Origin of the sequence: Janthinobacterium sp. JC611, from assembly GCF_018682595.1 — a bacterium.
Lineage (GTDB): Bacteria > Pseudomonadota > Gammaproteobacteria > Burkholderiales > Burkholderiaceae_D > Janthinobacterium.
This window is the reverse complement of record NZ_JAFLJN010000037.1, coordinates 147,816-160,567: the sequence shown is the minus strand read 5'-3', so window position 1 is coordinate 160,567 and position 12,752 is coordinate 147,816. Positions and strand designations below refer to the sequence as shown.

General features: G+C 61.3%; 13 protein-coding genes. 5 read left to right on the top strand and 8 right to left on the bottom strand.

Translation table 11 applies throughout. The features are described from left to right. Positions 1-27 precede the first annotated feature (27 nt). From J0O65_RS23235 to J0O65_RS23225, 3 genes are all read right to left on the bottom strand, one after another. A complete protein-coding gene (locus J0O65_RS23235) occupies positions 28-1,083 on the bottom strand; it encodes a class I SAM-dependent methyltransferase (protein WP_215409563.1) in 1,056 nt (351 codons plus the stop codon). A gap of 132 nt (positions 1,084-1,215) precedes the next feature. Beyond that, on the bottom strand, positions 1,216-2,028 hold the full coding sequence (locus tag J0O65_RS23230; RefSeq protein ID WP_215409562.1) for a phytanoyl-CoA dioxygenase family protein: 813 nt from the start codon (positions 2,026-2,028) through the stop codon (positions 1,216-1,218). 106 nt (positions 2,029-2,134) lie between these two features. Further along, entirely contained in the window at positions 2,135-2,701 is a 567-nt protein-coding gene (locus tag J0O65_RS23225; protein WP_215409561.1) for a LuxR C-terminal-related transcriptional regulator, read from the bottom strand. A gap of 147 nt (positions 2,702-2,848) precedes the next feature. Here J0O65_RS23225 and J0O65_RS23220 point away from each other — a divergent pair, with 147 nt between their 5' ends. Continuing rightward, positions 2,849-3,550, top strand: a complete 702-nt coding sequence (locus tag J0O65_RS23220; protein ID WP_215409560.1) for a CoA transferase subunit A — start codon at positions 2,849-2,851, stop codon at positions 3,548-3,550. Positions 3,551-3,570: 20 nt separating this feature from the next. Further along, on the top strand, positions 3,571-4,221 hold the full coding sequence (locus J0O65_RS23215) for a CoA transferase subunit B (protein ID WP_077403229.1): 651 nt from the start codon (positions 3,571-3,573) through the stop codon (positions 4,219-4,221). Positions 4,222-4,270: 49 nt separating this feature from the next. Here the strand turns inward: J0O65_RS23215 and J0O65_RS23210 are convergent, their stop codons facing one another. Then, entirely contained in the window at positions 4,271-4,681 is a 411-nt protein-coding gene (locus J0O65_RS23210) for a DoxX family protein (RefSeq protein ID WP_215409559.1), read from the bottom strand. 235 nt (positions 4,682-4,916) lie between these two features. After that, positions 4,917-6,254: a dicarboxylate/amino acid:cation symporter gene (locus J0O65_RS23205; protein ID WP_251373930.1), complete on the bottom strand. Its 1,338-nt coding sequence runs from the start codon at positions 6,252-6,254 to the stop codon at positions 4,917-4,919. A 215-nt stretch (positions 6,255-6,469) separates the two neighbouring features. On the opposite strand from J0O65_RS23205, the gene J0O65_RS23200 reads away from it, so the two are divergent. The 3 genes from J0O65_RS23200 to J0O65_RS23190 are packed head-to-tail and all read left to right on the top strand — an operon-like array spanning position 6,470 to position 10,031. After that, on the top strand, positions 6,470-7,351 hold the full coding sequence (locus J0O65_RS23200; protein WP_215409557.1) for an alpha/beta fold hydrolase: 882 nt from the start codon (positions 6,470-6,472) through the stop codon (positions 7,349-7,351). Between the two features lie 46 nt (positions 7,352-7,397). Then, positions 7,398-7,748, top strand: coding sequence for a RidA family protein (locus J0O65_RS23195; protein WP_070221557.1), 351 nt, complete (start codon positions 7,398-7,400; stop codon positions 7,746-7,748). Between the two features lie 30 nt (positions 7,749-7,778). Beyond that, a complete protein-coding gene (locus J0O65_RS23190; protein WP_215409556.1) occupies positions 7,779-10,031 on the top strand; it encodes a RelA/SpoT family protein in 2,253 nt (750 codons plus the stop codon). 41 nt (positions 10,032-10,072) lie between these two features. Here the strand turns inward: J0O65_RS23190 and J0O65_RS23185 are convergent, their stop codons facing one another. The 3 genes from J0O65_RS23185 to J0O65_RS23175 all read right to left on the bottom strand — a co-directional run bounded on the left by J0O65_RS23185 (position 10,073) and on the right by J0O65_RS23175 (position 12,681). Further along, positions 10,073-11,029 carry a cation diffusion facilitator family transporter gene (locus J0O65_RS23185; protein ID WP_215409555.1) on the bottom strand — a complete coding sequence of 319 codons (957 nt, stop codon included), beginning with the start codon at positions 11,027-11,029 and terminating at the stop codon, positions 10,073-10,075. A gap of 119 nt (positions 11,030-11,148) precedes the next feature. Beyond that, on the bottom strand, positions 11,149-12,024 hold the full coding sequence (locus tag J0O65_RS23180) for a pirin family protein (RefSeq protein ID WP_215409554.1): 876 nt from the start codon (positions 12,022-12,024) through the stop codon (positions 11,149-11,151). A 57-nt stretch (positions 12,025-12,081) separates the two neighbouring features. Beyond that, positions 12,082-12,681 carry an FMN-dependent NADH-azoreductase gene (locus tag J0O65_RS23175; RefSeq protein ID WP_131685955.1) on the bottom strand — a complete coding sequence of 200 codons (600 nt, stop codon included), beginning with the start codon at positions 12,679-12,681 and terminating at the stop codon, positions 12,082-12,084. Between the last annotated feature and the right edge of the window lie 71 nt (positions 12,682-12,752).

Genomic DNA, 12,752 nt, shown 5'->3' with positions numbered 1-12,752 from the left:
CCTGAGCCGCCCATCGCAGTTGCTTGTTTAATCAATTGATACGGTAAAGAACTCGGCGTCCGGATAGCTCGCGTGGGCTTTGGCCTGGATAATTGCCTGTACTGCCGAGTAAGTGGAGCCGCACACCAGCAAGATGTTTTGTGGCGGCGCTGCATCAGCCCGTGCGGCAGCTTCGCGCTGGACCGGTATCCCCAGGAAGTCCGCGCCCGGATAGCGAGTATCCAGGATACCTTTCACGCGATGGCGTTCGGCCCCCAGCTTGTCCAGCGCTTCGGCCATGAATGCGGACAGCCCCCAGCACCAGATTTCCTGGTCTTTTGGCGCGGACAATATTTTTTGCCGCAGCCGCTCCGCAATGACATCGAAATGGTCGTTGTAGTTCAGTACGGCATTGCTCAGCTGTGGACGGGGAGTGCACAGCACGCGTATGGCCGGCATGCGCGGCGCGCCCTGGGTTTCGAAGGCAATGACGCGGAAACCCGCCTTGTGCACCATGTCCAGCAGGGAGCGGTCGGTAAAATAGTGGTAGTGTTCCAGGCAATTCAATGAGAATTTGAGGGTGCTGGCCGGATGTGCCGTGCCAAAATCGGGCACTTCGATGTAGACCAGGCTGTTGCTGAAGCGGTGAAGTTCCTGCAGCAGCGCGCGGGGATCGTTCAGGTGCTCGACGACGTGGGACAGCAGGAACAGGTTTTTGTCATGCAACTGCTCTTCCAGCCGTTGCGCGATCCTGGCGCCATCCACATTCAAATCCATTTTCATGAAATCAAGCGAGGGGAAGGCGACGCGGTCGACAAAGTCCATGACGGTCGCACGCGGGCGCCCCAGCGCCTGCCGGGCCTGCTCAGCCAGTTCGCCGGGGCCACCGCCAAATTCCACAATCGTGCCATTGACCTGCGTCAAGTCGGCCGCATTTTGTATGAAGGCAAAGCGCACGTCTCCGGCCGAGTGATCGGTTGGAATGGCGACATTCGAGTTGTACAGTACCTCGGCGGGAATGCTGTGTGTCAGCCGGCCATGCCCGCAATCCTGGCACAGATATTGTGCCAGCTCGGTGGCTGGATGCAACAGGCTGGCATGCATCGCACAGGAGGCATTCGTGACCGCCTGCATCGGGCCATGGCAAATCGGGCATGCATGAGCACTTGTGGATGGCATATTGTCAACTTTAAAGAGGGTATTGAGGGAAGGGGGGGAATGCGGTCAGGTGGCGCGTCAATACCCCGTGTGCAGGGCCTCGGCACGCTCTTTTTCATACTTGATAATTTTGAGGACGCGCGAATTGACGAAATAGCGGATGTAGTTCACGGGCGAATAGAAGATGTCCGTCTGCCATTCACCGCACAGCAGTTCCTTGCCCGTGGGGTCATCGGCCGCCTGCACGATGGTATCGGCCAGGATGCGGTCGATGCCGGAGGTGTTCGGGCCGGATTCGTGCCACAGGGAACTGTGCATGATGACAAAATCGCCCGGCTGTAGTTCCGGCGTGACCGTGGGCCACTGCACGTCGAATTTCTCCGGGTTGATTTCACCGGCATCGCCGAGAAAACCGAGTTGATGCGAGCCGACATGGAATGTCATGCCGCCATTGTCGCGGTTTGCCTTGCTGAGCGGCACGAACAGGCTGCATTTATTGAGGTTGCCCACATGGTAGCAACTGTCTTGATGCAAGAACACCTTGCCCGTGCTGAAGCGATCCTTGATGACAAAGCGATGGTTGTACAGTGCGATATGCTCGCCCAGTACTGGCCGCATGGTTTCCGCGAAAACAGGGTGCCGGTACATGGTCGCCAGTGGTGGCGGCAACTGTTCTGATAGTGCAACAGGATTGGCCTGGTTCACATCGCGGCTTTCCTGCAGCTGCGTTGCCTGGAATTCAAGCCAGCTTGCTTGCCATTGCTCAATCGCATCCGCAGGGATCGCATTGCGCATGATAAATACGCCTGCCTTGCGGAAGATGTCGGGATTGAAAACGGGGCCAGACAGTTGATCGAGGATGGCGGTCGAGGGAACGGAAATTTTTTTCATTGGAACGACTTGAATAGGCAAGCCTGAGAGGCAGGGTTTGCTGACTCTTCATCATAACTTGTATTTTTCCTGTGGGCAACGTTTGCTGTTCGCTTTGAGCCCGTCCCTAGCGCTGCAGCTGCAGTCCCACCAGCTTGTGCACCAGCTCGGACGAAGTCGATGCGGCGAACTTGCGCATCAGCTTGGCACGGTGCATCTCCACCGTGCGGGGGCTGAGGTCGATCTGGCGGGCGATGACCTTGCTCGTCTTGCCCTCCACCAGCAGGGCGGCGATTTCGCGCTCGCGCGGGGTCAGCTCCGCCGTCACGGGACGCTTCTCGCTGACGTCCTCGAACGTCCAGATGCCCGCTCCCAGCGGTTCGTTCGGCAGCATGGCGTGGCCCGTGACGTGGCACCAGAACAATTCCCCATTGCTGCGGCGCATGATGCGCTCGTCCGAATAGCGGCCCCTGGCGTTCATGATGGGGATGATGCGGTCACCCGTGCGCAGGAATTCGTCGTGCGTGGGGTAGAGTACTTCGAACGACTGGTCGTCCAGCTGGGCGCGCGCATAGCCGAACATGGCCGCCAGCGCTTCGTTGCAGCTGCGCATGATACGGTTTTCCGACATGCACATGCCCACGGGCGCGTGCAGGAAGATGCTTTCATAATCGATGGCTGACGCGGCGTTCATCTGATACGTATCACTCTCACAGGGGGATGGCCGGCACGGCGCCGGTAGTTCTACGGTATTGTACTTTCCACTCGCGTATTTTATGCTGAGTCGCTGCCTGAGTCATGGACTCCAGCGCTAAGCTTAACAAAAGATAGAGGGACACCCATGAATAAAGTTTATCCTGACGCCGCCTCGGCGCTGGCCGGTATCGTCCAAGATGGCCAGACCATCGCCGTCGGCGGCTTTGGCCTGTGCGGCATACCCGAAGCCTTGATCGGCGCCTTGCGCGATTCGGGCGTGACGGGCCTGACGGCCATTTCCAACAACGCCGGCGTCGACGGCTTCGGCCTGGGCCAGTTGCTCACTACGCGGCAGATCAAGAAAATGATCGCCTCCTATGTGGGAGAAAACAAGGAATTCGCGCGCCAGTACCTGGCTGGCGAACTGGAGCTGGAATTCACGCCGCAAGGCACCCTGGCCGAGAAACTGCGCGCCGGCGGCGCCGGCATTCCCGCCTTCTTCACCAAGACGGGCGTGGGCACCATCGTCGCGGACGGCAAGGAACTGCGCGAATTCGACGGCGAGCAATACGTGATGGAACGCAGCCTGGTGGCCGACGTGGCGCTGGTGAAAGCCTACATGGCCGACCGCGCCGGCAATTTGGTTTACCGCAAGACGGCGCGCAATTTCAACCCGAACGTGGCCATGGCCGGCAAGATCACCATCGTCGAAGTGGAAAAACTCGTCGAAGTGGGCGAGATCGACCCGGACCAGGTGCATACGCCGAGCATCTTCGTGCACCGCATCGTGGTCAACGCGCACCCGGAAAAACGCATCGAGCAGCGCACCGTGCGCACTGAAGCATAAAAAAGAATACGGAGATTATGATGGCTTGGACACGTGATGAGATGGCCGCGCGCGCGGCGAAAGAATTGCAGGATGGCTTTTATGTGAACCTGGGCATCGGCTTGCCGACCTTGGTGGCGAACTATGTGCCGGAGAACATCGAGGTATTCCTGCAGTCGGAAAACGGCTTGCTGGGCATCGGCCCGTTCCCCACGGACGATGAGGTCGATGCCGACCTGATCAACGCGGGCAAGCAGACGGTGACGGCCTTGCCGGGCGCCGCCTACTTCAGCTCGGCCGATTCCTTCGGCATGATCCGCGGTGGCAAGATCAACCTGGCCATCCTGGGCGCCATGCAAGTGTCGGAAAAGGGCGACCTGGCGAACTGGATGATTCCAGGCAAGATGGTCAAGGGCATGGGCGGCGCGATGGACCTCGTCGCCGGCGTCAAGAGAGTCGTCGTGCTGATGGAACACGTGGCCACGGCCAAGGATGGCACGACGTCGCACAAGCTGTTGAAACAGTGCGACCTGCCGCTGACGGGCGTGGGCGTGGTCGACGTCATCATCAGCGACCTGGGCGTCATCGATGTGACGGAAAACGGCTTGAAGCTGGTGGAACTGGCGCCGGGCGTGACCAAGGAACAGGTGCAGGCAGCCACGGGCGCGGAACTGGACGTCTCCGCCGTATAAACGGCTCGTTGCTTGAATCAAAGGGCGGACAGCGATGTCCGCCTTTTTTTTATGCGCCGGCCTTGCCGCGCAAGCCGTCCAGGCTATAGGCGCCGGCGCCCGCCGCCGCGAAGTACAGGAAGGTGAAGCAGTACATGACGGCCATTTCGCCGCCGTTCAGGATGGGCAGAAAGCCGCCTGGCGCGTGCGCCATGAAATAGGCGGCCGCCATCTGGCCCGACAGGATGAAGGCGACGGGGCGCGTGAACAGGCCCACCAGCAGCAAGACCCCGCCGACGAGTTCGATGACGCCGGCCGCGCCCATCACGGACAGCAGTTGCAAGCCGTCGAACATGGCCACGTGCGGCGCGCCGAACAGTTTTGCCGTGCCGTGTTGCAGGAAGAGGAAGCCGAGGATGATGCGCAGCAGGCCCAGCAGGCGTGGGCTCCAGGTGGCGTAGAAGGCGGGCGAGAGGGACATGAGGGACTCCATTCAAAAGGTGGATGCTTCGGTGTCAGGCTTGCATTAACGCAATGTCATTATGCGCGAGCCTGGCGGCTAACAGGTGACAGTACTGTAAAGGTTTTTCATTCATTGATCATCCAATGAAATATTGATGGATGATTTACCATTTGTTGATGATGGCGCGAAGGCTGCGCGCAATGCAAAAAGCCCCGCGGATCGCTCCGCGGGGCTTTTCAGGATGATGTCTCGCTTACTTGACGATATTCACGCTCGGGGCGACATAGGCATCGTCGGTTGGATGGGTCGGATGGGCCAGTTCGCTATGCAGCTTGTCCATGTCCAGTTCCTTTTCCCATTTCGACACGACGATGGTGGCCACGCCATTGCCCACGAAATTGGTCAGCGCGCGGCATTCGCTCATGAAGCGGTCGATGCCCAGGATCAGCGCCATGCCGGCCACGGGGATGGTCGGCACCACGGCCAGGGTGGCCGCCAGGGTGATGAAGCCGGCGCCCGTGATGCCGGAGGCGCCTTTCGAGGTCAGCATCGCCACGCCGAGGATGGTCAGTTCCTGCCAGATGGTCAGTTCCGTGTTGGTGGCTTGCGCCACGAACAGGGCCGCCATGGTCATGTAGATGTTGGTGCCATCCAGGTTGAACGAATAGCCGGTAGGCACGACCAGGCCGACCACCGGTTTCGAGCAGCCCAGGCGCTCGAGTTTCTTCATCAGCGCCGGCAGCGCCGATTCCGACGAGCTCGTGCCCAGCACGATCAGCAGTTCTTCCTTGATGTACAGCAAGAAGCGGCCGATGGAGAAGCCCGTGTACTTGGCGATCAGGCCCAGCACGACGAAGACGAACAGGAAGCAGGTCAGGTAGAACGAACCCATCAGTTTCGCCAGCGGAATCAGCGAAGCCAGGCCATATTTACCGATGGTAAAGGCCATCGCGCCGAACGCGCCGATCGGAGCGACTTTCATGATGATGTTGACCATGCCGAAGATGGCATGCGACAGCTCGTCGATCAGCTTGGTGACGGGACGGCCGCGTTCGCCCAGCAGGGACAGCGAGAAGCCGAACAGGATGGCGATCAACAGCACTTGCAGGATGTCGCCCTTGGCGAAGGCGTCGACGAAGGTCTTCGGGATGATGTTCATCACGAAGTCGACGGTGCTCATGCCTTCGGCGTGCGTGTATTGCGCGATCGACTTGGCGTCCAGGTGAGCCGGGTCGGCGTTGAAGCCGGCGCCCGGTTTCAGGATGTTAGCAACCAGCAAGCCGATGGCCAGCGCGAAGGTGGAGACCACTTCGAAGTACAGCAGCGCCTTGCCGCCGACGCGGCCGATTTTCTTGACGTCCTGCATGCCGGCAATGCCGGAGACCACGGTACAGAAGATCACCGGGGCGATGATCATCTTGATCAGTTTGATAAAGCCGTCGCCCAATGGTTTCATGTCGACGGCGTTCGAGGGGTAGAACACCCCCAGCAGCACGCCAGCCACGATGGCGAACAGCACCTGTACGTACAGGATTTTATAGAATGGTTTTTTCACGAGTGGTCTCCTCTTGCGGGTTGATGCTGCGATCATCCGCCCATTGCTGGGCTGGCTCAATTGTGGATAACCGCAGATATGCATTTTCGCTATATCGGGTATTGCGCCATGCTGGACGTGTTGCGGCGCAGCATTTCAGCCGTGCGCTTGGAGCATTGCCCGCGCTGCGCTACACTGCCGTAGCGTCGCGCGCGGGACACCCCATGGCAGGCAGGAAGCGGTGCTCTTTTTATATCGAATAAGGAAATCGCATGATCGAAGCGAGCATCAAGTCAGTGCAATGTATCTCCCCCGCAGGCTTGCACACCATGTCGTACAAGGAGTGGGGCGCGGCGGACAATCCGAACGTGCTCGTCTGCGCGCACGGCGTGACGCGCGTGGCCGACGACTTCGACAGCCTGGCGCGCGCCATGGCCAGCGATTACCGCGTGATCTGCCCCGACGTGGTCGGGCGCGGGCGCTCGGGCTGGCTGGCCAACCCGCAGTTTTACCGCGTGCCGCAATATGTGAGCGACATGGTGACCCTGCTGGCGCGCGTGCTGGCCAACGGCGAGCGCCAGACGGTGGACTGGTTCGGCACCTCGATGGGCGGCTTGATCGGCCTGGGCCTGGCATCGTTGCCGAACAGCCCGATCAGCAAGCTGGTGCTGAACGATATCGGTCCGACCCTGGCGCCGGAAGCCTTGCAGCGCATCGGCGACTACATCGGCCAGGACCTGCGTTTCGAAACGTTCGAGCAGGGCGCCAGGTTTGTGCGCGACGTGTCCGCCAGCTTCGGCCCGCACACGGACGCAGAATGGCATAAACTGGCGGTCGATGTGTTGCGGCAAGACAAGGACGGCCACTGGCGCCGCCACTACGATATGGGTCTGGCCATGCCGTTCCGCTCGGCCACGCCGGAATCGGCGGCCAGCGACGAAGCCATGCTGTGGGCCGCGTATGACGCCGTGCGCTGCCCCACCTTGCTGGTGCGCGGATCGGAATCCGATCTGCTGTCGCACGAGACGGCCACGCGCATGCTGGGCCGTGGTCCGAAGGCGGAACTGGTGGAAATCGCCGGCGTGGGCCATGCGCCCACCTTCGTCCACGACGACCAGATCGCCATCGCCCGCAAGTTTTTGCTGGGCAAATAATAATCAGTAACGCTGTACAGATTTTGAAACAACCGAAGGTAAAAGCATGGAAATTACACGACTGCACGTAGGCAAACGCCTCTCCGAAGTAGCGATACACAACAACACCATCTATCTGGCCGGCCAGATCGCCGAAGACACCACGCAAGGCATCGTCGGCCAGACGCGCGAAGTGCTCGGTCACGTCGACCGTTTGCTGATGGAAGCGGGCAGCGACAAGACGTGCATCCTGTCGTGCCAGATCTACATCGCCGACATGAAGGATTTCGACGGCATGAATGAAGTGTGGGACGACTGGGTCGCATCAGGCCACACGCCGCCGCGCGCCACGGTGGAAGCGAAACTGGCCAATCCGGCATGCCTGGTTGAAATCGTCATCATCGCCGCAGAACGCTAAGTCATCACGTTAATAAGTTGAAGGTATCACATGGTTTCCATCTCGGCCCCGAATAGCGTCACCTCGGAACAACTGGTAGAGGGCTTGAGTGCGCCGGACAGCGCGCGCGTGCTCGATGCGCTCGCGTATGCCACCGAAGCCTATGGCGACAAGCAAACCTTTGCCGGCCGCTCCGCGCTGGAGTTCGCTATCGGCGTGGCCACCACCCTTGCTTTCCTGCGCAGCGATGCGGAAACGCGCATCGCCGGCCTGATGTTCGAGCTGACCCTGTTGGCCCCGGACACGGCGGCCGATATCGAGCCGCGCTTCGGCAAGCAGGTATGCGACCTGGCGACAGGCGTGCGCCAGCTGATCCGCTTGCGCGCGCTGACCCAGGCGCAGCACGGCAGCGCTGGCGGGCGTGGCAAGAATGCGGCGCAGCAAGCCGTAGCCCAGGTGGAAACCTTGCGCAAGATGTTGCTGGCGATGGCTTCCGACATGCGCGTCGTGCTGGTGCGCCTGGCCGCCTGCGTCACCACCTTGCGCTATTTCGCTGAATTAAAGCTGTTCAACGAAATGACCTATGAATACGGCAAGGAAACCTTGGACCTGTACGCGCCGCTGGCCAACCGCCTCGGCATCTGGCAGTTGAAGTGGGAACTGGAAGACCTGTCGTTCCGCTTCATCGAACCGGAAGCGTACAAACGCATCGCCAAGATGCTGGAAGAAAAGCGCATGATGCGCGAGGGTTTTGTTTCCTCGGCGATCCTGCGCCTGCAGACGGAACTGGCTTCGGCCGGCATCCAGGCCGAAGTGTTTGGCCGCCCGAAACACATTTACAGCATCTGGAACAAGATGCGCGGCAAGGAGCTGGACTTCACGGCCCTGTACGACGTGCGCGCCTTCCGCGTCATCGTTGCCGACGTGAAAACTTGCTACACGGTGCTGGGCGTGGTCCACAATATCTGGACCCCCATCCCGAAAGAATTTGACGATTACATTTCGCGGCCGAAACCCAATGGCTATCAGTCGCTGCACACGGTGGTGACGGCCGAGGATGGCCGTCCGCTGGAAGTGCAAATCCGCACGAATGAAATGCACAGCTTTGCCGAATACGGCGTGGCCGCGCACTGGCGCTACAAGGAAGAGGGCGGCTCGAACTTTGCCGGCCAGAAATACGACGAAAAGATCGCCTGGTTGCGCCAGCTGCTGGCCTGGAAGACCGAGGTGGCGGACGCCGTCGTGGGCCAGGAAGAAATCCAGCGCGAATGGGTGGAAAAGCTCAAGTCCGCCGCCCTGGACGACCGCATCTTCGTCATGACGCCGCAGGCGCGCGTGCTGGAATTGCCCGTGGGCGCCACGCCCGTCGATTTTGCATATCACCTGCATACGGACGTGGGCCACCGCTGCCGCGGCGCCAAGGTCGACGGCATCATGGTGCCCTTAAATACCCAGCTGAAAAACGGCCAGACCTGCGAAATCATCACGGCCAAGGGCGCGCCGGGCACGGCCGGGCCGTCGCGCGACTGGCTCAGCGCCGGCTACGCCGTCAGCACGCGCACGCGCTCGAAGATCCGCGCCTGGTTCCACGCCATCGACATGCAGGAAACCCTGGCCCACGGCCGCGCGCTGGTGGAAAAGTCCTTGCAGCGCGAAGGCAAGACGGCCGTCAACCTGGAAGCGCTGGCGCAAAAGCTGGGCTTTGCGAAAGTCGACGAACTGTTCTTGTCGGTGGGCAAGGATGAATTCAGCCTGCGCCATGTGGAGCAGGCGCTGCACGACAATGGCGAAGTGGTGGTGCCGGAAGACGCGGTCCTCGTCGGCAAGAGCCGCGCTTCCAGCGTGGAGCAGGGCGCCAAGTCCGGCGTGCTGGTGGTGGGGACGGAAGGCTTGATGACGGTGCTGGCCAAGTGCTGCAAGCCGGCGCCGCCGGACAGCATCGTCGGTTTCGTGACGCGCGGCAAGGGCGTCTCGATCCACCGCGCCACCTGCAAGAATTTCGAGGAAATGCGCGCCAAGGCGCCCGAGCGCGTGATCTTCACGGAGTGGGGCAGCACGGGCGGGCACGACACCGTGTACCCGGTCGACATCTTCATTCTCGCCGGCGACCGCCAGGGCTTGCTGCGCGACATCTCCGAAATCTTCTCGCGCGAAAAGATCAACGTGATCGGTGTCAACACCCAAAGCGCCAAGGGCCAGGCCCGCATGACGTTTACGGCCGAGATCAGTTCGACGGCGCAGCTGTTAAAAGCGCTGAATGTGATCAAGGACGTCAGTGGCGTGCTTGAGGCAAGAAGAAGTTAGCTTATCCGTGGGAATCCGGCCCGGATTCCCACGTCTCCCTGTCAATGCGTCTTGTCGCTCGCATGCAGCCCCGCCATCGTGGCCGTCTCCGGCTGCAAGGTGATGTGGTCGATGCCATGCTTGGCCAACAGCATCTTCTTGATCGCGCGCAAGACCTTCGGCCACTGGTCGAGGTGTTGAATTTCCACGTGGCCGATCAGGGCCGGCTGGCCCGGCGACATGTCCCACACGTGCAGGTCGTGCACGGAAATCACGCCGTCCACCTGTTCCACGTCCGCACCCACCTGGATGTAGTCGATGTGCATGGGCACGCCTTCCATCAGGAAGTGGTAGGACTCGCGCAGCACGCCAAACGTCGACTTCAGAATCAGCAGCGAGACCAGCACGGACAGCAGCGGGTCGATCTGCATCCAGCCCGTAAAGTAAATCACGGCGCCGGCGACGATGGCGGCGACTGAACCGAGCAAGTCGCCCATCACGTGCACGAGGGCGGCGCGCGTGTTCACGCTTTGCTTGTCCTTCGACAAGACCCACGCCACCACCACGTTGATCGCCAGGCCGATGAAGGCGACGATGAAGACCATGCCGCCCTTGACGGGTTGCGGGGCGGAAAAGCGCAGCACGGCTTCATAGCAGATCCAGCCCACCACGCACAGCATGGCCAGGCCGTTGACGAAGGCGGCCAGCGCCTCGGCGCGGCCAAAGCCGAACGAGTGGCGCGGCGAAGGCGGGCGGCGCGCGATGAGTTGCGCCAGCAGGGCCAGGCCCAGCGCGGCCGCGTCCGTCACCATGTGGCCCGCGTCGGAAATCAGAGCCAGCGAATTGGACAGGAAACCAGCGACCACCTCGATGCCGGCAAACGACAGGGTCAGGCCCAGCGCCCACGCGAGGATGCTCTGGCTGCGCCCCTCGAAGGAATGGGTGTGCGCGGCGTCGCCTTTCCTGTGGGCGTGCAAATGGGTGGCGTCGTGTTCGGTGGAGTCGTGCATCTGGGACATGGAGTGCTTTAGGGAATGAGGTTGCCGTCAGTGTAATTGAAAAGCAACAAGGTAGTCGGCACGACAAAAAAACCCGCAGGCCCGGAGGCGCTGCAGGTTTTTTAGCAAGGCAAACAAACTTACTGCGTCGCCGTCTCGCCAAACTTCCCTTCGCGGAAGTCCTGCACGGCCTGGAACACTTCCGCCTGGGTATTCATGACAAACGGGCCATATTGTGCGATCGGCTCGTTCAAGGGCTGGCCGGCGACGAGGATCACGCGGCCGCCTTGCGGCGCCTCAATGCGCACGCCGTCGCTGCCCGGCGTGTTGGCGAAGATCGCCATGCGCAGGGCCGGCACGGCCTTGCCGTCGACCTGCACTTCGCCACGGAAGGTGTAGAGGAAAGCGTTATGGCCTGGCGGCAAGGGCTGCTCGAAGCTGGCGCCGGCCGGCAAGTCGATGTCGAGGTACAGCGGTTCCGTCAGTTCGCGCTGCACGGCGCCCGTCACGCCATGGCTCTGGCCGGCGATCACTTGCACGGCCACGCCCGCGTCCGTCGTGTAGCGGGGGATTTCCTCGCTCGTGAAATCGCGGTACCACGGCGTGCGCATCTTGTCGCGCGCGGGCAGGTTCAACCACAGCTGGAAACCTTCCATCACGCCGGCTTCCTGCTCCGGCATTTCCGAGTGGATCACGCCGCTGCCGGCCGTCATCCATTGCACGCCGCCCGACGTCAGCAAGCCTTCGTGGCCCGCACTGTCCTTGTGGCGCATGCGCCCCGTGATCATGTACGACACGGTCTCGAAGCCGCGGTGCGGATGCTCGGGGAAGCCGGCGATATAGTCGTTCGGCTGGTCGCTGGCGAAGTTGTCGAGCATCAAGAACGGGTCGAGGCGGCGCTGCAACTGCTGCGTCAGCACGCGGTTGATTTTCACGCCGGCGCCATCCATGACGGCCTGGCCGGCGATCACGCGCTCGACGGCGCGTGGCTTGTTGACGGTGGTGATATCGCTCATTGTTCTCTCCTCTAGGCCAGGACGGCGCCACTGCGCCGCCCCTTTTCACTACTGTGATTACACCAGGATGGCGTTGATCTCGGCGTCCGCCTGCGCTTGCGCCTTGGCCACGGCTTCCGGGCCCATGCCCATGCCTTCCGAATACACGTATTGCACGTCGGTCAGGCCCAGGAAGCCGAACATGGTGTTCAGGTAAGGCACCTGGCTATCGTTGGCGCTGTCGCGGTGCAAGCCGCCGCGGGACAGGCCCACATAGACTTTCTTGCCGGTCAAGAGGCCAACGGGGCCGTTTTCCGTGTACTTGAAGGTGACGTTGGCGCGGGCAATCGCATCGAACCAGCTTTTCAGTTGCACGGTGATTCCGAAGTTGTACATCGGCGCGCCGATGACGATGACGTCAGCCGCTTGCACCTGCGCAATCAGCGCATCGTCCAGGGCGATGCGGGCCGCTTGCTCCGGCGTGCGCTTGTCGGCCGGCGTGAACAGCGCTTGCAGGGTCGGCTCGTCGAGCACCGGGTGCGGCGCGGCGGCCAGGTCGCGGCGCACCAGGCTTGCTTGTGGGTTGGCCGCTTGCACGCGGGCGACGATGGCGTCAGCCAGGCGGGTCGAGGCGGAACCGGTGCTGCGGGCGCTGGAATTGATTTGCAGGATGTTCATCTTGTTTTCTCCGTTGTCAGGTGTGTTGCGATGGATGAACTATAGCAATTCCAAAAAACATCCGGAAGCCG

Excerpts from the sequence above, each read along its gene's own strand:
- J0O65_RS23235 (WP_215409563.1), bottom strand. The coding sequence starts at position 1,083 with ATGCATGCCAGCCTGTTGCATCCAGCCACCGAGCTGGCACAATATCTG.
- J0O65_RS23230 (WP_215409562.1), bottom strand. The coding sequence starts at position 2,028 with ATGAAAAAAATTTCCGTTCCCTCGACCGCCATCCTCGATCAACTGTCT.
- J0O65_RS23225 (WP_215409561.1), bottom strand. The coding sequence starts at position 2,701 with ATGAACGCCGCGTCAGCCATCGATTATGAAAGCATCTTCCTGCACGCG.
- J0O65_RS23220 (WP_215409560.1), top strand. The coding sequence starts at position 2,849 with ATGAATAAAGTTTATCCTGACGCCGCCTCGGCGCTGGCCGGTATCGTC.
- J0O65_RS23215 (WP_077403229.1), top strand. The coding sequence starts at position 3,571 with ATGGCTTGGACACGTGATGAGATGGCCGCGCGCGCGGCGAAAGAATTG.
- J0O65_RS23210 (WP_215409559.1), bottom strand. The coding sequence starts at position 4,681 with ATGTCCCTCTCGCCCGCCTTCTACGCCACCTGGAGCCCACGCCTGCTG.
- J0O65_RS23205 (WP_251373930.1), bottom strand. The coding sequence starts at position 6,254 with ATGATCGCAGCATCAACCCGCAAGAGGAGACCACTCGTGAAAAAACCA.
- J0O65_RS23200 (WP_215409557.1), top strand. The coding sequence starts at position 6,470 with ATGATCGAAGCGAGCATCAAGTCAGTGCAATGTATCTCCCCCGCAGGC.
- J0O65_RS23195 (WP_070221557.1), top strand. The coding sequence starts at position 7,398 with ATGGAAATTACACGACTGCACGTAGGCAAACGCCTCTCCGAAGTAGCG.
- J0O65_RS23190 (WP_215409556.1), top strand. The coding sequence starts at position 7,779 with ATGGTTTCCATCTCGGCCCCGAATAGCGTCACCTCGGAACAACTGGTA.
- J0O65_RS23185 (WP_215409555.1), bottom strand. The coding sequence starts at position 11,029 with ATGTCCCAGATGCACGACTCCACCGAACACGACGCCACCCATTTGCAC.
- J0O65_RS23180 (WP_215409554.1), bottom strand. The coding sequence starts at position 12,024 with ATGAGCGATATCACCACCGTCAACAAGCCACGCGCCGTCGAGCGCGTG.
- J0O65_RS23175 (WP_131685955.1), bottom strand. The coding sequence starts at position 12,681 with ATGAACATCCTGCAAATCAATTCCAGCGCCCGCAGCACCGGTTCCGCC.